The sequence below is a fragment of the Stappia albiluteola genome (genome assembly GCF_014050225.1).
In the GTDB taxonomy this organism is placed as follows: Bacteria; Pseudomonadota; Alphaproteobacteria; order Rhizobiales; family Stappiaceae; genus Hongsoonwoonella; species Hongsoonwoonella albiluteola.
This window is the reverse complement of the sequence record NZ_JACFXV010000062.1, coordinates 16,844-35,486: the sequence shown is the minus strand read 5'-3', so window position 1 is coordinate 35,486 and position 18,643 is coordinate 16,844. Positions and strand designations below refer to the sequence as shown.

Genomic DNA, 18,643 nt, shown 5'->3' with positions numbered 1-18,643 from the left:
TCACAAGGCTTCTTTTTCTCGTATCCCCGAACCAGGATCTTCGGCATTCAGCGCCTCGGCCGGAATCAGGTCGGGATCCGGATCGTCCGAGATGCGGGCGAAAAGGACGTGATCCTCCCAGCGCCCGTCGATGCACAGATATCGGCGGGCGTAGCCCTCGCGTTGAAATCCGGCATTTTGAAGGAGGGTAATGGAGGCGGCGTTGTGTGGCAGGCAGGCAGCCTCCACCCGATGGAGCCGAAGCCGGCTGAATGCATGCGGCACCAGAAGGCGCACGGCTTCGCTCATGAAACCCTGGCCGGCGAAGGGTGCGCCCATCCAGTAGCCCAGCGAGCAGGATTGCGCGACGCCACGGCGAATGTTGGAAAGCGTCGCCCCGCCGACGAGGCATCCGTCATCCGCCTTGAAAAGAAAGAAGGGATAGGCCTTGTCTTCGCGCATCTCCCGCGCGTATCGCCTGAGGCGGCGGCGAAAGGAGGCCCGGCTCAGGTCGTCCTCCGGCCAGCGAGGCTCCCAGGGTTTCAGGAAGCTGCGGCTTTCCTCGCGAAGCGCCGCCCATGGGACATAGTCGTGGGCGGCGGGCGCCCTCAGATAAATCCTGCGGCCCGCCAGGATGCTCTCACGCTCGGGGAAGCCGACGGACCGCAGGAAGACCATCGCCGCCGCTCCCGCTCACGATATACCGGCCGCGCGCCGCAAGGGTGAGCCGAGGCGGGCGGAAAGGCTGTCCAGCGACATGACGCGATCGAGCGGCCCGATTGCCGCCATGGTAGGGTCCGCGCCGGTGAAGGTATCAGCGGCAAGCCGGCGAACCTGGTCGGCATCGACAGCTCCGATCTTCCCTTCGATCTCATCGAGCGTCAGCACCCGGCCGTGGATCATGATCTGACGGGCAATCTGCCCGGCACGCGCCGCGGGACTTTCCAGGGACATCAACAGCCCGGCACGGATCTGCGCCTTTGAACGTTCGATTTCCTCCTGAGAAATATCGAGGCTTGCGCGCGACAACTCGCCGAGGATCACGGGAATCAGTTCTTCCACATCCTCCTGGCCGGTTGCCGCGTGAACGCCGAACAGTCCGGTGTCGCGAAAGGCCCAGTGGAAGGAATAGATCGCATAGCACAGCCCGCGCGCTTCCCGTACTTCCTGGAACAGGCGCGAGGACATGCCGCCACCCATGACCGAGGCAAGAACCTGGATAGCGTAGTAATCGTCCGCCTTGTAGGGTTTGCCCTCGAAGCCGAGCAGGAACTGGACTTCCATCAGATCGCGCTCGAGCCGGTTCGAGCCGCCCGTGTAGCTGGCGTCGGCGTCCACCGGCGCCGCGTCCCCCGGAACACCCGAAAAGCGCTCCTCAGCCAACGCGACGATCTGCCGGTGATCGACCTTCCCCGCAGCGGCCAGCACCATCTGCGGCCCGCGGTAGTGTGTGGACAGATAGCTCTTGAGGTCGTCGGGCGTGAAGGACATCACCCGTTCCGGCGTGCCGAGGATCGGCCGGCCGATCGCCTGCCGGGCCCAGGCCATCTCCTGAAAGAGATCGAATACCTTGTCGTCCGGACTATCGTGGGCGGCACCGATCTCCTGCAAGATTACATGCTTCTCGCGGGCAAGCTCCTCGGCGTCGAAGGTCGAATTAAGAAGGATGTCGGACAGGATGTCGATGGCCAAAGGAACGTCCTCGGCCAGAACGCGGGCATAGTAGTTGGTATGCTCGACGCTGGTCGCCGCATTGAGCTCGCCGCCGACAGCCTCTATTTCCTCGGCAATCTGGCGGGCGCTGCGCCGGGCCGTCCCCTTGAAAGCCATATGCTCCAGAAGATGGGTGATCCCGTTTTGCGACGGCTGTTCGGACCGGGAACCGCCATGCACCCAAACGCCGAGAGCGGCTGTCGCCAGATGCGGCATGGTGTCGGTTACGACCGTCAGTCCGTTGGCAAGCCTGGTAATCTCGACAGTCATGTTCTCAGGCTCCCTGACGCACGGCTCTGGCGAAGCGGGCGACATGGTCCTCGATCACTCCCTGGTCCGCCGGCAGAACCGTCATGCGCTCCTCGTCCGTCAGGATGTGCTCAAGCCTGGCAGGGAGCCCGGGACGCACGCCGCAGGCCTTCTCCACCGCATCGGGGAATTTTGCCGGATGAGCGGTACCGAGTACAACCATCGGAACGGCACTTTCACCCTGCTCCTTCGCCACCTTGACACCGGTGGCCGTGTGAGGGTCGACCAGATAGCCGGTCTCGGCCAGCGTCTCGCGGATCGTGGCCGCCGTATCGTCCTCACCGCAGCGGCCGGCGCTGAATTCCGACCGCATCGCCGCCATCTCGGCGGACCCGATCTGGAAAGACCCGGACTGTCCAAGCCCCTGCATCAGGCGGCGTACCGCCGCGCCGTCCCGATCATAGGCCTCAAACAGCAGTCGCTCGAAATTGGAGGAGATCTGAATGTCCATCGATGGCGACATGGTGGGGCTGACACCTGCCATCGCATAGCTGCCGGTCGCGAAGGTGCGGGCGAGGATATCGTTGGCATTGGTGGCGATCACCAGCCTGTCGATCGGCAATCCTATCCGCTTGGCGACAAAGCCGGCGAAGATATCGCCGAAGTTGCCCGTCGGCACCGTAAAGGACACCGCACGATGCGGGGCACCGAGTGCGACGCCCGCGACGAAATAGTAGACGACCTGCGCGACGATGCGCGCCCAGTTGATGGAATTGACCCCCGCAAGGCGGACCTGGTCGCGGAAAGAGAAATGATTGAACATCCCCTTCAGGATCGACTGGCAATCGTCGAAATTGCCGGACACCGCAAGCGAATGAACATTCGCTTCCTTCGGCGTCGTCATCTGCCGCCGCTGCACAGGTGAAACGCGGCCATCGGGAAAGAGGATGAAGACATCGGTGCGATCGCGTCCGCGGAAGGCCTCGATCGCCGCACCGCCCGTATCGCCGGATGTCGCGCCGACGATCGTCGCCCGTTCGCCACGCGCTTCCAGCACGTGGTCCATCAGCCGGCCGAGGAGCTGCATCGCCACGTCCTTGAAGGCGAGCGTCGGACCGTGGAAGAGTTCGAGTACAAAGCGGTTGGGCGCGATCTGCACGAGCGGCGTCACAGCCGGATGGCCGAAGGATGAATAGGCGCCCGAAATCAGCTTCGCCAGATCCTCCCGGGCTATGGCGGAGCCAACGAAGGGCTCGATCACCGCAAGAGCCACGTCCGAATAGGATTTGCCGGCAAAGCCTGCAATCGTCGTTTCATCGAGCCGGGGCCATGTCTCAGGAACATAGAGCCCCCCGTCGCGCGCAAGCCCGGTCAACAACACTTCGGCAAAATCAAGAACCGGTGCCTCGCCTCGCGTACTCACATATTTCACGACTGCAGCCTTCCTCCGTTGCCGCGTCACACACGGCCTATCCGCGCGCTGCGGGGCGCTGCGCGCGGGTTGATCCGTCCCTGCTTGTCACGCAGGATTACCGCTTGCCAGACTGGCCGCATTGCACCGCGTCATAACAGCAACGGCGTTGCGACGAGCCAAGCGCGCACCCTATCGCCCCGCGCAATCGGCGACAAGCGCGTCAGTCAGGATTGTTGCCCGAATTCAGCAAGCCGAACCCGCCGCCATGATATTCAGGCATGGCCTATGTCGCTGGAAAGCATCCCGGCGTCGATACCGATGAGCGCCAGTGCCCGCTCCCATTTCGTCGCGTTGTCCCGATCGAAGATGATCAGCGGGTCGGCCGGCGCGGTGAGCCAGCCATTCGACTGGATCTCGCTTTCAAGCTGGCCCGGCGCCCAGCCGGCATAACCGAGCGCAAGAAGCGCCTGTTCGGGGCCGCGCCCCTCGGCGATCGCCTTCAGGATCTCCAAGGTGGCGGTCAGGCAAATGCCGTCATCGATCGGCAGTGTGGAGCTTTCGATGAAGAAGTCGTCCGTGTGCAAGACGAAGCCGCGCCCTGTTTCAACCGGTCCGCCACGATGCACCAGCATGCGGTCTGCGGGAGACGGCAGGCGGATGGGATCGCCCTCCTCGATGATGTCGAGCTGCTGCAGAAGGTCGGCAAAGGTCAGGTTCGAGGCCGACTGGTTGAGGATAATTCCCATGGCCCCTTCTTCGGAATGGGCGCAGACATAGACGACGCTGTGCGCAAACCGTCCGTCCTCCATGCTTGGCATGGCGATCAGGAACTGGCCATCAAGATACCCGCGCTCCATCTCCATCCTCACACGTTGCCGCAATCGGCCGCATGACCCAACATCATGTGAATCACACTTACATTTACACAATATTATTGTTAATCGCTCGCCACTTTGCCAGTCCATACCCGCTCACTTTCGTGGACCAGTGCCGCCGGACGACCCTTGATCCTTGGCCACACCCCTCCATTTCGCGACTTCACGGAGAACTGACGGCCTTGCCGGCGCGGGGTTGAGGCAGGTTCACCTGAAATCGGTTAGGCTTCCGCCAGACAGACCATCTAAGGGACGGGCCGAGATCGTTGTTCACCATGCGCAATTCTTCCGCTTCCTACCTTATTGCATGCTTCCTTGCCCTTGCGTCGATGGTGGCGCAGCCGGCGGCGGCGGCCGTGACGGACTGGACCGATGTCATGGGCGGACGGGTACGCCTCATTGCGGCAGGCGGAGATAACGGCGCCTACGACGCCGGTCTCGAATTCGAGCTAGAGCCGGGCTGGCATATCTACTGGCGCTTCCCGGGCGAATCCGGCGTGCCGACGGAAGCTGATTTCCAGGCTTCGACGAATCTTGCGGCGGCAACCCTGCTGTTTCCCGCCCCCGAGCGCTTCTACGACGGCTATTCAACCGCGATAGTCTATCACGACCAGGTGGTCCTGCCGGTCCGGCTGGAGGCCGAGGACAAGACAAGGCCGGTCACGCTCAGCGCCGATGTGCGCTTCGGCATCTGCCGGGAAATCTGCGTGCCGGCACAGGCCGAACTGTCGCTCATCCTGTCTCCGGAAACCGCGGCGGACGAGGAAATGCGGGCGAAGCTCGACGCCGCGTCGAAGGCGTTGCCGAAGCCGCAAAACGACGCCGCGCCGCGCATCGCATCCATCACCGGCCCCGGCGCCGGCAAGATGCTTCGAATATCGGTCGAACTTGCCGACGGCTCGACGCCTTTCGATCTTTTCGCGGAAGGGGCACCGGGCTCCTATATCGAGGTTCCACGCCTCGTGGAGGCATCCGGAAAAAGCGCGGTATTCGAGCTTTCGACGGACGGCCTTCTGCCGAACGGAGACAAGGCACCGCTTCTCCTGGTGCTGACGCACGGAGACGCAGCGGTGGAATATCGAACCGAAATTCCGCTCTCCGCCGGTAACTGATCGGGGCTAATTCCGGTCGCCTGATGCAGATCGCTCTCGACGGCGGCCCCTGGCCGCCCTATCACCGCAGGCAGGCGATGCGCGCCCGAAGTCAGAGTGCGAACACGCCGGCATCTTTCAAGGAGGGAGTTTCATGAGCATCAAGGTTGGCGATCGTCTTCCCGAAGCCTCGTTCAAGATCATGACCGCCGACGGTCCGGCCGAGGTCACGACCGCAGATATCTTCAGCGGCCGGACCGTGGTGCTCTTTGCCGTACCCGGCGCCTTCACGCCGACATGCCATCGCAACCACCTGCCTGGGTTTCTGGAAAACGAACGGGCAATCAAGGCCAAGGGCGTCGAAACGATCGCCGTTGTCAGCGTCAATGATGTCTTCGTGATGGATGCCTGGGCGAAATCGACAGGTGGTGAAGGCAGAATCACCTTTCTTGCCGATGGCAGCGCGAATTTCGCCAAGGCGATCGGCCTGGAGCTGGACGCCACTGCCGGCGGCCTCGGTATCCGCTCGAAGCGCTACTCCATGATCGTCAAGGACGGTGTCGTGACCGCGCTCAACGTCGAGGATGCACCGGGGCAGGCGACCGTTTCGGGGGCTGCTGCGATACTTGAAGCGCTTTGATCGCTACATTTAAAGCGCCTATCAAGCCCGCCCTCCGGCGGGCTTTTTCATTCCGGCCGGAACCGCTACTCGGCCTTCCTGACAGACAGCCGCGAACGTACGAAAAGCGCATACATCACAAGAAGCACGGCAGCCAGGCCGAACCAGGTTCCCGCATATTGCAGATGATTGTTCGTGAAGGACACGATCGTTTCGCCCGCCTGCGGCAACCCTCCGCTAAGCGTCGCATCGGCGCCGAGATCGACCGCGTAGGGCGCCACGGCCAACCCCGAGACTCCAAGGCTGTCGGCCATTCTCTCCGGCTCGCGCACGAACCATATCCGCTTGGCCAGATCGGGTTCCACTGACAGGTAGTTCGGCACCTCGGCACGCCGCAGCAGTCCGGATATGCGCACTTCGCCCGACGGGGCGTCGCTGCCCGGCCTGGCCTCGGGCAGGCGCTGGCCGTCCGGCACGAAGCCGCGATTGACCATCACGACGAAGCCCTGCTCCGTCTCGAAAGGCGAATAGACGAAGTAGCCCGGTCCGTTCAGCGGTCCGTTCGCCTTGCCGAGCGCAATGTAGTAGTAGAGTTCGCCCGGCAGGAACCGGCCTTCCGCCGCCACGGCACGGTAATCCCACCGGTCGGTATCGAACTCCGCCCATTGGCCGGGGCCGGGCAAGGCGACGGGTGCCAGGTCGAGCCGCTCGTTCACCCGCGCGATCAGGCTTTCCTTCCAGGCAAGCCGTTGCACCTGCCAGATACCGAGGCTGAGAAGAACGGCAAAGCCAAGTGCCGCCGCTATGGTCGGCCAAAGCAGGATGCGCCAGACCGGTCTTGATGCGCGAGGCAAGTCAGCACCCTCAATCGTCAAGGCGGCCCTCCTGGGCGCTGTGCCGATATTGCTGGGCGATCATCAGTCCTTTCAGCGGGCGAAGCATGCCAAGCGCCAGGCCGACCGTCAGCGGCAGCCAGATGATCATGTGCACCCAGATCGGCGGCGCGAGCGTGAACTCCATCGCAAGCGCCAGGCCGACAATGATGAAGCCGACGATCATGATGATGAAGACCGCCGGCCCGTCACCGGAATCCGCAAAATTGAGGTCGAGCCCGCAGTTCGAGCATCGTTCGACGGGCGTGATGAAGCCCTTGAAGAGCCGCCCCTGCCCGCAGCGGGGGCAACGCCCCCTCCAGCCCGTGCTCAGCGGACTGAGCGGCGGATACAATGCCTTGTCCATCGGATGCTGATTACTCATCGGCTCTCCCTCGCTCGCAAGCATTCGGCCGAATAGCGCAAAGGCCGCCACGATCCTGTCGTGAGCGGCCTCTCCAAGGTTCATGGCTCAGCGGCCGAACGTACCGGCGGGAACGCATTGGCGCTCCCTGCGCCAACCGCTCAGTACGTGTTGTGGAAGTGCGACCCGCCACCCCAGATATAGATGGCGGCGAAGAGGAACAGCCACACCACGTCAACGAAGTGCCAGTACCAGGCAGCCGCCTCGAAGCCGAAATGCTTCTCTACCGTGAACTGGCCGATCGCAGCGCGGATCAGGCACACGGCAAGAAAGATCGTGCCGACGATCACATGGAAGCCGTGGAAGCCCGTCGCCATGAAGAATGTCGCACCATAGATGTTGCCGGAGAAGTCGAAGGCCGCATGGGCGTATTCGTAGGCCTGGGTCGCGGTGAAGAGCACGCCCAGGATCACCGTCAGAGCGAGGCCCCACTTCAGACCCTGCCGGTCGTTGTGCAGCAGCGCGTGATGCGCCCAGGTAACCGTGGTGCCGGAGGTGAGCAGGATCAGCGTGTTGAGAAGCGGCAGGTGCCAGGGATCGAAGGTCTCGATGCCGTGGGGCGGCCAGACGCCGCCGGTTGCCTCGATACGGCCGAATTGCTGCGCCTCGCCCGCGAAGAGCGATGCATCGAAGAAAGCCCAGAACCACGCCACGAAGAACATCACTTCCGACGCGATGAACAGCAGCATGCCGTAGCGCAGATGAAGCTGCACGACCGGCGTATGGTCGCCCTTGATGGATTCGCGGATGGTATCGCGCCACCAGCCGAACATCGTGTAGAGCACGATCAGCATGCCGACGGCGAAGAGCCCCCAACCCGTCAGGTCGATGCCGAAAATGTCGAAAGAGACGCCCTGCGCCGATTTCATCCAGCCGATGGCGCCGAGTGCGGTAAGCAGCGCACCAATGGCGCCGATAAACGGCCACGGGCTCGGATCGACAAGATGGTAGTCATGGTTCTTGGTATGGGCCATGGGTGGCTTCCCCCGATTTTACACCAAGCGTCGGCTATGCCGCCGCAATCAAAGATTATCCTTGGTCAAGCCGGATCGCGGCGCTGACGCCACCGGCTTTTCCGCATCCGCAGCCGGAAAGAACGTGTAGGAGAGCGTAATCTCCCTCACGTGCTTCAGGTCTTCGTCCTTGTCCATTTCCGGATCGACAAAGAACACCACCGGCATCTCGACCGATTCCCCGCTCGCCAGTTCCTGTTCGGTGAAGCAGAAGCACTCGATCTTGTTGAAATAGGCGCCAGCCTCGAAGGGCGTGACGTTGAAGACGGACGTTCCGATGCTGTCGGCGGCGCCGAGATTGGCGGCGTAATAGGCGACCTGCGCCGTCTCACCCATCTTCAGCGTTATCGTCCGCTGCAGCGGCCTGAATTCCCAACCGAGCCGCGAATTCACGTTCGCGTCGAAGCGAATTGTGATCTCGCGATCGATGATCGTGTCGGCCCCGGCGTCGGAGCGCTGCGTCGTCCCGCCGTAGCCGGTGACCCGGCAAAAAAGCTCATAGAGTGGAACGGACGCATAGGCGACGCCGACCATCGCGAAAAAGACGCCTCCTACCGCGAGCGCGATCTTGCGATTGCTGCGGTTCAGCGCTGTCTCTTCACGCGTCTTTTCCGGGGCTTCGCTCATGCTGCCACTACTTTCACACTCTTTCCTCAGATCGGCCGGTTCAACACGCCCGGCCCGAGCTTCACGATCGTGACGACGTAAAACAGCACCACGAGCGCTCCGATTGCCGCGGCGATGGCAATGTTCCGCGCCCGCCGCCGCTTCTTCTGCTCCGCCGTCAGCCGGATACCTTCCTCAGCCATCATGCGACACCGGTTAGCAGCGAGACCGCCAGGTGCTCACCCAGCAGGACGGCAAAGAGCAGGAAGAGATAGAGGATCGAGAAAGAGAACAGACGGATCGCCGAACGGCGCGCCTCATCCCCCTCCCGGTTCCGCCAGACCCGGTAGGCGAGCAACAGGAACGCCGCGCCGAGCACGCCAGACGTGACGCCGTAGACCAGGCCGCCGAAGCCGAGCGCATAGGGGAGCACACCGACAGGCGCCAGAATCAGCGAGTAGAGCAGGATCTGGTTCCGGGTAGAGGCATCTCCCGCCACCACCGGCATCATGGGCACGCCGGCCGCTTCGTAGTCGCTCGACTTGAACAGCGCCAGCGCCCAGAAATGCGGCGGCGTCCACATGAAGATGATGAGGAACAGGACAATGCTCTCAAGACTCACGCTGCCGGTTACCGCTGCCCAGCCAACCATTGGCGGGAATGCTCCCGCGGCACCGCCGATGACGATGTTTTGCGGCGTCGAGCGCTTCAGCCACATCGTGTAGATGACGACATAGAAGAAAATCGTGAAGGCGAGCAGTCCGGCCGAAAGCCAGTTCACCAGCAGGCCGAGCACGAGGACCGAGAGCACCGCGAGCGTCATGCCGAAGGCCAGCGCCTCGCTCCGCGTCACCTTGCCGGCCGGGATCGGCCGGTTACGGGTGCGGGACATCACCCGGTCGATATCCGCGTCGTACCACATATTCAGCGCACCCGACGCTCCGGCGCCGATTGCGATGCATAGCAGTGCCGTGAAGCCGAGAACCGGATGAATGCCGCCTGGTGCGATCGCAATTCCCACCAATGCGGTGAAGATGACGAGCGACATGACGCGCGGCTTCAGCAGAGCGAGATAGTCGCCAACGCCGCCCTGCCCGCCGGCCCAGGCTTCGTCGACCATCTCTTCCCGGACTTCCGCCAATGACATCCTTCGACTTCCCTTGAATTCCACGCGCCGTCCATGTCGTGCGACCGATGGCGCGATATTCCCGAGATCTGCGGGCGGCGCACGGCAATCCCGCGCGCCGCCTGCCTGTTACTTGATCCGCGGCAGCGTCTCGAACTGGTGATACGGCGGCGGCGACGACAGCGTCCACTCGAGCGTCGTGGCACCTTCGCCCCACGGATTGTCCGCAGCGGCGCGCTTGCGGCTGAATGCCTCCACAATGCCGTAGAGGAAAACCAGCACGGCAAAGGCCGAGATATAGGAGCCGTAGGAGGAGATCGCATTCCAGCCGGCGAAGGCATCCGGGTAGTCGACATAGCGGCGCGGCATGCCGGCCAGACCCAGGAAGTGCTGCGGGAAGAAGATCAGGTTGACGCCGATGAAGGTGATCCAGAAATGCGCCTTGCCGATCGTCTCGTTGTACATGTAGCCGAACATCTTCGGGAACCAGTAGTACCAGCCCGCGAAGATGCCGAACACGGCGCCGAGAGACAGCACGTAGTGGAAGTGGGCCACCACGTAATAGGTGTCATGCAGCGCGCGATCGAGACCGGCATTGGCGAGCTGAACGCCCGTCACGCCGCCGACGGTGAACAGGAAGATGAAGCCGATTGCCCACAGCATCGGCGTGCGGAACTGGATCGAGCCGCCCCACATCGTGGCGATCCAGGAGAACACCTTCACGCCCGTCGGCACGGCGATCACCATGGTCGCGGCAACGAAATACGCCTGCGTCTTCACGTCGAGGCCGACGGTGAACATGTGGTGCGCCCACACGATGAAACCGACGACGCCGATCGCCACCATGGCATAGGCCATGCCGAGATATCCGAAGATCGGCTTCCTGGAGAAGGTGGAGATGATGTGGCTGATGATGCCGAAGGCCGGCAGGATCAGGATGTACACTTCCGGGTGACCGAAGAACCAGAACAGGTGCTGGAAAAGGATCGGGTCACCGCCGCCGGCCGGGTCGAAGAAGGTCGTCCCGAAATTGCGGTCGGTCAGCAGCATCGTGATGCCGCCCGCCAGAACCGGCAGGGAGAGCACGAGCAGGAAGGCCGTCACGAGCACGGACCAGGCGAAGAGCGGCATCTTGTGCAGCGTCATGCCGGGCGCGCGCATGTTGAAGATGGTGGTGATGAAGTTGATCGCGCCGAGGATCGACGAAGCACCGGCAATGTGCAGCGACAGGATCGCCAGATCCATGGCGGGACCGGGCTGACCGGAGGTCGAGAGCGGCGGATAGACCGTCCAGCCGCCGCCGACGCCGTTGCCACCAGGAGGGCCTTCGACGAATAGCGACAGCAGCAGCAGGATAAAGGCCGGCGGGAGCAGCCAGAAGGAGATGTTGTTCATGCGCGGGAACGCCATGTCCGGCGCGCCGATCATGATGGGCACGAAGAAGTTGGCGAAGCCGCCGATCAGGGCCGGCATCACCATGAAGAAGATCATGATCAGGCCGTGCGCCGTCGTGAACACATTGAACAGATGCGGATCGGAGAAGATCTGCATGCCGGGCTGCTGCAGCTCGAGGCGAATGCCGACCGAAAGCAGGCCGCCGACAATGCCGGCGCAGATGGCGAAGCAGAGATAAAGGACGCCGATGTCCTTGTGATTGGTCGAGTAGACCCAGCGGGTCCACCCTGTCGGGTGGTCGTGGGCGCCATGCGCGTCGGTCGCAGTGGCCATGAGTGAAGCTCCCTCTTTCGAACTTGTGCGAGGCGGCGCCGCACAGAAGGCGCCGCCCGTGCGTCCTTCAACCGATCAGCGGTTGGCCACGGCAATCGGCGTGACAGCCTTTTGGGCCGTCTTCTTTTCCGCCGCGATCGCAGCCCAAAGATCCTTGTTCGCCTGCTCCAGGTCGGATTTCGCGGCCTCGGCCCAGGCCGAAAACTGCTCCTCGGTCACAACGCGAACGGCGATCGGCATGAAGGCATGATCCTTGCCGCAGAGCTCGGAACACTGGCCGTAATACACGCCGGTCTGGTCGGCGCGGAACCAGGTCTCGTTCAGGCGCCCCGGAACGGCGTCCACTTTCACGCCGAAGGCCGGCATGGCGAAGGCATGGATGACGTCGTTGGCCGTGACCTGCACGCGGACCGTCTTGCCCACCGGCACAACGAGCTCGTTGTCGGCGGCAAGGAGGCGCGGAAACTGATCAACGGAAACGCCCTGCTGGGAAGCGCGCTCCTCGCGCCCGTCATCCTGCAGCATGTAGGCCTCGAAGGAGAGGCCATCCATGTTCTCGTCAGTGTACTCGTAGCCCCAGTACCACTGATAGCCGGTCGCCTTGACCGTCATGTCATAGGACGGGATTTCAAGCTGCTTGAACAGCAGGCGGAAGGACGGCACCGCGATCACGACCAGAATCAGGATCGGCACCACGGTCCACAGCACCTCTATGAGTGTATTGTGGGAGGTGCGGGACGGCTGCGGATTGGCCTTGGCGCTGAAGCGCGTGATGCAGACAATCAGAAGCGCCAAAACGAAAAGCGTGATGACCGTGATGATGGCCAACGTGAAGCCGTTGAACCAGTGAATGTCATCCATAACGCTCGTGACGGACGGCTGAAGGCCAGTCTGCCACGGCACAGGCTGCGACGCGGCTGCCTGGCCCGCAAATCCGGCGACGCCGGCAATTCCCGCTGTAAGACGCTTGACCGTATTCGTCACGTCTACGCTCCCTTCCCTGACCCTCAGCCCCCGTTTTGCGGCCGGGTCCTTCACCAAAACGTGGTCGTCCAGCCTGGCGGCCAGCGCGCCTTCTTGATGGCGCGCGGTAGACCTCATGCCGGAATGACCATAAATTCGACGCAGTATAATACGCAAACAGCCACATACTGCATGATCGAAAGCAGCGACCAGCGGCGAAACGCCGCAGCCCCGCTTGATCGAGATCATAGTCGCGCATGTGAAACCACAAGCCGGCCTCGACCGCAATAAGGTTCTGGCAGCGCTACCCAGAATATCGCCGCGCCGCGGCGTATCGCCGACAGAAGGGATGCCCGGGCCGCATTTCCAGACCGTCCGCCGTCAGTGTTGGGGCTTTCGAGGACCGAATCCCGCTTTCGCCTTGAAAAGAACGCGCGCGCATCGGAAAACCATGGGGCTGTAACCCTTTTTTGCGAATCGCCCGGATCGGCCCCGTTCGGCAAGGGCGACAATCGCAGACCGCACGAGAGACCGAAAATGGTCGAGGACGGAGAAAAGACCGTGCCCTGGAAAATCTATTCAACGGCCAGGCGGGATGCTCGCGATCTGAGAGCGTGCCTTGCCAGGCATGCGGCAACGGCCCTCGTCGCCCTGGCCCTGGCCGCGTCGGGCGGCGCTCCAGTCGCAAAGGCGCAAGGCGAAGTCCGCACCGTCCATGGCGACTGGCAGATGCGTTGCGATACGCCCCCCGGTGCCAAGGAGGAGCAATGCGCGCTCATCCAGAATGTCACCGCCGAGGATCGCGAAAACGTCGGCCTTTCGGTCATCGTCCTGAAAACGGCGGACAAGAAGACACGTCTGTTGCGCGTACTAGCCCCGCTTGGAGTGCTGATCCCGACCGGCCTTGGTCTCAGGGTAGACGGCGACGACATAGGAAATGCGACATTCGTGCGTTGCCTGCCGACCGGCTGCATTTCGGAAGCCGTGCTCCAGGACGACCTGATTGCCAAGTTCGAGACGGGCGAGACCGCCACCTTCGTCATCTTCCAGACGCCCGAGGAAGGTATCGGCATTCCGATCTCGCTCAAGGGTTTCAAGGAAGGTTTCGCGGCACTGCCCTGACGCCACGGCGAATGCCGGCCTGCAATTGCTGGATCGCAACCCTATCTTATCGGGTGGCCGGGCAAGACGGCCGGCCCAATTCAAATTCGTTCAGGATACCGAGCCCACAATGACCGACAGCACCATCGACCTTCTGGCCCTGTCCGACCTGGACGAGGAAACGGCACGGGCTATCACGGCAGGTGCGCTTGCGGGCGCTGATGACGGCGAGCTTTTCCTGGAATACCGCCAGTCCGAAAGCCTCGTCTTCGACAATGGCCGCCTGAAGGGCGCGAACTTCGATACGACCCAGGGCTTCGGCCTGCGTGCGGTTGCCGGCGAGGCGGCTGGATACGCCCATTCCGGCGAAATCTCGAAAGCCGCCCTGAAGCGTGCGGCGGATGCGGTGTCGGCAGTTGCGAGCGGGCGCTCGGGCACCTATGCCGCAGCGCCCCAGCGCACGAACCGCCATCTTTACGTGGATGAAAATCCGCTTGGCCAACCATCATTCGAAGAGAAGGTGCGCCTGCTGCAGGAGGTCGACGCCTTCGCGCGCGCTCGCGATCCGCGCGTGCGGCAGGTCAGCGTGTCGATTGCCGGCACATGGCAGGTGGTCGACATCCTGCGCGCCGACGGGCACCGCGTGCGCGATATTCGCCCGCTGGTGCGTTTCAACGTTTCCATCGTCGTCGGCGAAGGCGACCGGCAGGAATCGGGCTCCTACGGTTTCGGCGGCCGCGCCGGTTTCGGTGAATTCGTCGCCGAGGCCCGCTGGCAGGCGGCGGTCGACGAGGCCCTGCGCCAGGCTGTCGTCAACCTCTCCGCGGTTCCGGCTCCCGCCGGCAGCTTCGACGTGGTGCTTGGCCCCGGCTGGCCGGGCATCCTGTTGCACGAAGCCGTCGGTCATGGCCTCGAGGGCGACTTCAACCGCAAGAAGACGTCCGCCTTTGCCGGCCTCATGGGAGAGCGGGTCGCCTCCAAGGGCGTGACCATCGTCGACGACGGCACGATCCCCGACCGGCGCGGCTCGCTGACGGTCGACGACGAAGGCACGCCGACGAACCGCACGGTACTGATCGAAGACGGCATTCTGGTCGGCTACATGCAGGACCGGCAGAATGCACGACTGATGGGCGTGAAGCCGACGGGCAATGGCCGCCGCCAGTCCTTCGCCCATATCCCGATGCCGCGCATGACCAACACGGTCATGATGGCCGGTGACCGCGACCCGGCCGAAATCCTGGCAAGCGTCGAGGATGGCATCTATGCCGTTTCCTTCGGCGGCGGCCAGGTCGACATCACCTCCGGCAAGTTCGTGTTTTCCTGCACCGAGGCCTACCGTGTGCAAGGCGGCAAGGTGGGCCAGCCGATCAAGGGAGCCATGCTGATCGGCAACGGCCCCGATGCGCTGACGCGGGTGGCGATGATCGGCAACGACATGCAGCTCGACCCGGGTATCGGCACCTGCGGCAAGCAGGGTCAAGGCGTGCCGGTCGGCGTCGGCCAGCCGACGCTCCGCATCGACGGCATGACCATCGGCGGTACCGCGCTTTGAACGCGAACGGATAGGAACAGCACGATGACGATCTCCTTCGTCATCTTCGACATGGCCGGTGTCCTCTACGACTGGGACACGGATATCCGCCTTGGCGCGCTGGAAAGGCTGACAGGCCTTTCCGGGGAGGACATCGACCGCCTGATCTACGGATCCGAGTTCGAGGAACGCGCGGAAGCGGGCGATCCGCCAACGGGCGACGCCTATCTCGCCGCCCTTTCCCGACGCCTCAACCACAGGATCGACCGGCAGACCTGGATTTCCGTGCAAAAGGCAATGATGCGCCCGCGCCCGCAAACGCTTGCGGTCGCCAGCGCGGTATCGGAAGAGGTCGACACCGCACTGCTGACCAACAACGGCATGATGCTGAAGGAGGCACTCCCCTTCTGTGCGCCGGAGGCGATCGAGATCTTCGGCGAGTCGGCACATGTTTCGGCCGAGTTCGGCGCCCGCAAGCCGGATGTTGCCTGCTATCTCAGGATTTGCGAACGCTACGGGCACAAGCCTTCGGAAACGCTCTTCATCGACGATAGCCAAACCAATGTGCGCGGGGCGGAAGCCGCCGGTCTGCAGGCGCATCTCTACACGGACGCCGGCTCCCTCAAGTCGGCCCTGCACTCCTGCGGGATTCTTTAGCTCGCCGACTCGATACGGAGCCTCTTTCCCTCGATAAAGGGATTGGATAAACAAAGGCTATTCGTATTACAAAAAGAGGTGCCTTCCAATGTCGATTGTGGCCGAGTATCGCCGCGAGCTTGCCGCCGTCCTGCGCCTTGCCGCACATTTCGACCTGAACGAAGGCATCTGCAATCATTTTTCCGTCGTCCTGCCCGGCGACGGCGAGCGCTATCTCATCAATCCATACGGCATTCACTGGTCCGAGATGCGCCCGGACGACCTGGTCATGATCGACGGCGACGGCCAGATCCTGGAGGGCGACGGCGAAGTGGAGGCGACCGCGCGCAACATCCACATCGCCAGCCACCGCGCCAACCCGCGCCATGTCTGCGTGCTGCATACCCACATGCCCTACGCGACCTCGCTCACCATGCTGGAGAACGGACGCCTGGAAATGGCGCACCAGACCGCCTGCCGTTTCTATGGCCGCCTTGCCTATGACGACGAGTTCGGCGGCATTGCGCTCGACGAGGAAGAGGGCCGGCGGATTGCCCAGCGCGCCAAGGACGATCCCTCGGCCGACGTGATCTTCCTCGCGAACCACGGCGTCGTCGTGGGCGGCCCCAGCGTCGCCCATGCCTTCGACGACCTCTACTACCTGGAACGCGCCTGTCGCCAGCACGTGCTCGCGCTTTCGACCGGCAAGCCACTCAGGATCATCCCGGACCAGGTCGCCCGCGAGACCGCCCGCCAGTTCATGCAGGTCTTCGAAGTGCAGGCGATTGCCCATTTCAAGGCGATGCGACGGATTATCGGCATTTGACGAAGCCGGTTTGACCTGGACCGAACAGCGACTAGGCTGGATCGCCGCAACAACGCCACCGGATGCGATTCATGGCCGCCGAAGCCGCCCCGCCGATTTTTACCGAGGCTATCGTCTTCCTTTCGGCTGCGGTCATCGCCGTACCGCTTTTCAAGCGGCTGGGGCTCGGCTCGGTGGTGGGGTTCCTGGCCGCCGGCATCGCGATCGGCCCTTTCGGCTTCGACGTGATCCCCGACCCGGGCGAAATCCTTTCCGTTGCCGAGATCGGTGTCGTTCTCCTTCTCTTCGTCATTGGCCTGGAACTGGAGCCCGCGCGGCTCTGGCGCATGAAGGGCGACATATTCGGCCTTGGCACCACGCAGGTACTGGCTTGCGGCGCTGCCCTCACCGCGTGCCTGCTGCTGGCCGGCGGCACTGCCGAAAAAGCGGTGATCGGCGGCTTCGGGCTGGCCCTTTCATCGACAGCCTTCGCCTTGCAGATCCTGCAGGAGCGCGGCCAGCTTTCCACCAATTACGGCCAGCGCGCCTTCGGCATCCTGCTGCTGCAGGACATGGCCATCGTACCGCTTCTGGCGCTCGTCCCCATGTTGGCGCCATCGCAGACACCAACCTCAGTGTCGGGAATATTCAACGAGATCGGGATCACGGCGGCAGCGGTGGCCGGCGTGATCTTCGCCGGTCGATACCTGCTCACCCCGATCTTTTCCTTCCTGGCAGCCTCGCGCGCCCGGGAGGTGATGCTGGCCGCCGCCCTGCTGGTCGCATTGGGAAGCGCCGGCGTCATGCATGCCGCAGGCCTGTCCATGGCGCTTGGTGCGTTCCTGGCCGGCGTCATGCTCGCCGAATCGAGCTTCCGCCCAACGCTGGAAGCGGATATCGAGCCCTTCCGCTCCCTCTTCATGGGCCTCTTTTTCATCTCCATCGGCATGGTGCTGGATATCGGCCTGCTCCTGAACAACATCTGGCTCGTCGCGGCCGGCGTCCTCCTGGTAATGGGGGTGAAGGGCGTGCTGCTCTGGCTGATCTCGCGCCTGTTCGGGTCTTCGAATTCCGATGCACTGAAGATCGCCGTCACGCTGCCGCAAGGCGGCGAATTCGCCTTCGTCCTGTTCACCTCGGCTACGGTCGCCGGAATATTCGACCGGCCCGAGACTACCCTGCTGATTGCGATCGTCATCCTCACCATGCTGTGCACGCCGCTAGCGTGTACGGCACACGACCTTGTCGCCACCCGCATGCAGCGACGCGGCGCGGATACCACCGTCATCGAGGAATTCAGCGCCGCCAAACCGACGGTGCTGGTCGTCGGCTTCGGCCGTTTCGGCATGGTGGTGGCGCAAATGCTGACGTCCGACGCCGTGGCGATCACGGCGATCGACCTGCATCCGGACCGGATCCGCTATGCGCGCAAGCTTGGCTACAAGGTTTATTATGGCGACGCGACAAGGGCCGACATTCTGACCCACGCGGGAGCCGGCGACGCGGTCCTCATCGCCCTTTGCATCGAAAACGAACAGGTGATGGCCCGGGCCATCGACGTCATCCGCGCCCATTTTCCCACTGCAAAGCTCTATTGCCGCGCGACGGACCGGGCCCACGCCCTAGACCTGACGAAACGCGGCGTGGATTTCCAGATCCGCGAAACCTTCGAGTCCGGCATTGCGTTCGGCCGCGCCGCCCTCGACGCACTCGGCATAGAAGGCGAGAGGATCATCGAGATCGAAACGGATGTCCGGCGGCGGGACAAGGAACGGCTCGAGCTTCAACTCAAGGAAGGGCTCTTTGCAGGCGCCGACCGGCTGCATCAGGTAACACCGCGAACACGGGACGCAGGCGGCGAAGGTGGGTCCGACGACTGATCCGGGCATCTGTGG

19 protein-coding genes are annotated in these 18,643 nt (G+C 63.2%); 7 read left to right on the top strand and 12 right to left on the bottom strand.

What is annotated here, in order from left to right; translation table 11 throughout:
- From H2509_RS14810 to H2509_RS14795, 4 genes are all read right to left on the bottom strand, one after another.
- Nucleotides 1–657, bottom strand: coding sequence for a GNAT family N-acetyltransferase (locus H2509_RS14810; RefSeq protein WP_182166593.1), 657 nt, complete (start codon nucleotides 655–657; stop codon nucleotides 1–3).
- Nucleotides 658–672: 15 nt separating this feature from the next.
- Nucleotides 673–1,962, bottom strand: a complete 1,290-nt coding sequence (locus tag H2509_RS14805; RefSeq protein ID WP_182166591.1) for a M16 family metallopeptidase — start codon at nucleotides 1,960–1,962, stop codon at nucleotides 673–675.
- A gap of 4 nt (nucleotides 1,963–1,966) precedes the next feature.
- Complete coding sequence (gene thrC, locus H2509_RS14800; protein ID WP_182166588.1) at nucleotides 1,967–3,373, bottom strand: threonine synthase; 1,407 nt, start codon at nucleotides 3,371–3,373, stop codon at nucleotides 1,967–1,969.
- Nucleotides 3,374–3,627: 254 nt separating this feature from the next.
- Complete coding sequence (locus H2509_RS14795; protein ID WP_408022682.1) at nucleotides 3,628–4,212, bottom strand: YqgE/AlgH family protein; 585 nt, start codon at nucleotides 4,210–4,212, stop codon at nucleotides 3,628–3,630.
- 293 nt (nucleotides 4,213–4,505) lie between these two features.
- Here H2509_RS14795 and H2509_RS14790 point away from each other — a divergent pair, with 293 nt between their 5' ends.
- Nucleotides 4,506–5,342, top strand: a complete 837-nt coding sequence (locus tag H2509_RS14790; RefSeq protein ID WP_182166584.1) for a protein-disulfide reductase DsbD domain-containing protein — start codon at nucleotides 4,506–4,508, stop codon at nucleotides 5,340–5,342.
- A gap of 133 nt (nucleotides 5,343–5,475) precedes the next feature.
- The gene (locus tag H2509_RS14785; protein ID WP_182166582.1) at nucleotides 5,476–5,961 is read left to right on the top strand and encodes a peroxiredoxin; all 486 of its coding nucleotides are present in this window, start codon (nucleotides 5,476–5,478) and stop codon (nucleotides 5,959–5,961) included.
- Nucleotides 5,962–6,026: 65 nt separating this feature from the next.
- Here the strand turns inward: H2509_RS14785 and H2509_RS14780 are convergent, their stop codons facing one another.
- The 8 genes from H2509_RS14780 to coxB all read right to left on the bottom strand — a co-directional run bounded on the left by H2509_RS14780 (nucleotide 6,027) and on the right by coxB (nucleotide 12,693).
- On the bottom strand, nucleotides 6,027–6,815 hold the full coding sequence (locus H2509_RS14780; protein ID WP_209001981.1) for an SURF1 family protein: 789 nt from the start codon (nucleotides 6,813–6,815) through the stop codon (nucleotides 6,027–6,029).
- Complete coding sequence (locus H2509_RS14775; protein WP_182166580.1) at nucleotides 6,805–7,197, bottom strand: DUF983 domain-containing protein; 393 nt, start codon at nucleotides 7,195–7,197, stop codon at nucleotides 6,805–6,807. The genes H2509_RS14780 and H2509_RS14775 overlap by 11 nt, the downstream gene beginning before the upstream one ends.
- A 140-nt stretch (nucleotides 7,198–7,337) precedes the next feature.
- Complete coding sequence (locus H2509_RS14770; RefSeq protein WP_182166577.1) at nucleotides 7,338–8,210, bottom strand: cytochrome c oxidase subunit 3; 873 nt, start codon at nucleotides 8,208–8,210, stop codon at nucleotides 7,338–7,340.
- A gap of 48 nt (nucleotides 8,211–8,258) precedes the next feature.
- Nucleotides 8,259–8,876, bottom strand: a complete 618-nt coding sequence (locus tag H2509_RS14765) for a cytochrome c oxidase assembly protein (protein ID WP_182166575.1) — start codon at nucleotides 8,874–8,876, stop codon at nucleotides 8,259–8,261.
- 26 nt (nucleotides 8,877–8,902) lie between these two features.
- Entirely contained in the window at nucleotides 8,903–9,058 is a 156-nt protein-coding gene (locus tag H2509_RS14760; protein ID WP_209001990.1) for a hypothetical protein, read from the bottom strand.
- A complete protein-coding gene (locus H2509_RS14755; protein WP_182166573.1) occupies nucleotides 9,058–10,002 on the bottom strand; it encodes a heme o synthase in 945 nt (314 codons plus the stop codon). Before H2509_RS14755 ends, H2509_RS14760 begins: the two co-directional genes overlap by 1 nt.
- Nucleotides 10,003–10,110: 108 nt before the next feature.
- Entirely contained in the window at nucleotides 10,111–11,709 is a 1,599-nt protein-coding gene (gene ctaD / locus H2509_RS14750) for a cytochrome c oxidase subunit I (protein WP_182166571.1), read from the bottom strand.
- A 75-nt stretch (nucleotides 11,710–11,784) separates the two neighbouring features.
- The gene (gene coxB / locus H2509_RS14745) at nucleotides 11,785–12,693 is read right to left on the bottom strand and encodes a cytochrome c oxidase subunit II (protein ID WP_328805086.1); all 909 of its coding nucleotides are present in this window, start codon (nucleotides 12,691–12,693) and stop codon (nucleotides 11,785–11,787) included.
- 516 nt (nucleotides 12,694–13,209) lie between these two features.
- Here coxB and H2509_RS14740 point away from each other — a divergent pair.
- The 5 genes from H2509_RS14740 to H2509_RS14720 all read left to right on the top strand — a co-directional run bounded on the left by H2509_RS14740 (nucleotide 13,210) and on the right by H2509_RS14720 (nucleotide 18,628).
- On the top strand, nucleotides 13,210–13,794 hold the full coding sequence (locus H2509_RS14740; protein WP_182166567.1) for an invasion associated locus B family protein: 585 nt from the start codon (nucleotides 13,210–13,212) through the stop codon (nucleotides 13,792–13,794).
- A gap of 109 nt (nucleotides 13,795–13,903) precedes the next feature.
- Entirely contained in the window at nucleotides 13,904–15,328 is a 1,425-nt protein-coding gene (gene tldD, locus H2509_RS14735) for a metalloprotease TldD (RefSeq protein ID WP_182166565.1), read from the top strand.
- Nucleotides 15,329–15,352: 24 nt separating this feature from the next.
- Nucleotides 15,353–15,964, top strand: a complete 612-nt coding sequence (locus tag H2509_RS14730; protein ID WP_182166563.1) for an HAD family hydrolase — start codon at nucleotides 15,353–15,355, stop codon at nucleotides 15,962–15,964.
- Nucleotides 15,965–16,052: 88 nt separating this feature from the next.
- Complete coding sequence (locus H2509_RS14725) at nucleotides 16,053–16,769, top strand: aldolase (protein ID WP_182166561.1); 717 nt, start codon at nucleotides 16,053–16,055, stop codon at nucleotides 16,767–16,769.
- Between the two features lie 71 nt (nucleotides 16,770–16,840).
- Nucleotides 16,841–18,628 carry a monovalent cation:proton antiporter-2 (CPA2) family protein gene (locus H2509_RS14720; protein ID WP_182166559.1) on the top strand — a complete coding sequence of 596 codons (1,788 nt, stop codon included), beginning with the start codon at nucleotides 16,841–16,843 and terminating at the stop codon, nucleotides 18,626–18,628.
- The last annotated feature ends 15 nt before the right edge of the window (nucleotides 18,629–18,643 follow it).

Excerpts from the sequence above, each read along its gene's own strand:
- H2509_RS14810 (WP_182166593.1), bottom strand. The coding sequence starts at position 657 with ATGGTCTTCCTGCGGTCCGTCGGCTTCCCCGAGCGTGAGAGCATCCTG.
- H2509_RS14805 (WP_182166591.1), bottom strand. The coding sequence starts at position 1,962 with ATGACTGTCGAGATTACCAGGCTTGCCAACGGACTGACGGTCGTAACC.
- H2509_RS14795 (WP_408022682.1), bottom strand. The coding sequence starts at position 4,212 with ATGGAGCGCGGGTATCTTGATGGCCAGTTCCTGATCGCCATGCCAAGC.
- H2509_RS14790 (WP_182166584.1), top strand. The coding sequence starts at position 4,506 with ATGCGCAATTCTTCCGCTTCCTACCTTATTGCATGCTTCCTTGCCCTT.
- H2509_RS14785 (WP_182166582.1), top strand. The coding sequence starts at position 5,476 with ATGAGCATCAAGGTTGGCGATCGTCTTCCCGAAGCCTCGTTCAAGATC.
- H2509_RS14775 (WP_182166580.1), bottom strand. The coding sequence starts at position 7,197 with ATGAGTAATCAGCATCCGATGGACAAGGCATTGTATCCGCCGCTCAGT.
- H2509_RS14770 (WP_182166577.1), bottom strand. The coding sequence starts at position 8,210 with ATGGCCCATACCAAGAACCATGACTACCATCTTGTCGATCCGAGCCCG.
- H2509_RS14765 (WP_182166575.1), bottom strand. The coding sequence starts at position 8,876 with ATGAGCGAAGCCCCGGAAAAGACGCGTGAAGAGACAGCGCTGAACCGC.
- H2509_RS14760 (WP_209001990.1), bottom strand. The coding sequence starts at position 9,058 with ATGGCTGAGGAAGGTATCCGGCTGACGGCGGAGCAGAAGAAGCGGCGG.
- H2509_RS14755 (WP_182166573.1), bottom strand. The coding sequence starts at position 10,002 with ATGTCATTGGCGGAAGTCCGGGAAGAGATGGTCGACGAAGCCTGGGCC.
- ctaD (WP_182166571.1), bottom strand. The coding sequence starts at position 11,709 with ATGGCCACTGCGACCGACGCGCATGGCGCCCACGACCACCCGACAGGG.
- H2509_RS14740 (WP_182166567.1), top strand. The coding sequence starts at position 13,210 with ATGGTCGAGGACGGAGAAAAGACCGTGCCCTGGAAAATCTATTCAACG.
- tldD (WP_182166565.1), top strand. The coding sequence starts at position 13,904 with ATGACCGACAGCACCATCGACCTTCTGGCCCTGTCCGACCTGGACGAG.
- H2509_RS14730 (WP_182166563.1), top strand. The coding sequence starts at position 15,353 with ATGACGATCTCCTTCGTCATCTTCGACATGGCCGGTGTCCTCTACGAC.
- H2509_RS14725 (WP_182166561.1), top strand. The coding sequence starts at position 16,053 with ATGTCGATTGTGGCCGAGTATCGCCGCGAGCTTGCCGCCGTCCTGCGC.
- H2509_RS14720 (WP_182166559.1), top strand. The coding sequence starts at position 16,841 with ATGGCCGCCGAAGCCGCCCCGCCGATTTTTACCGAGGCTATCGTCTTC.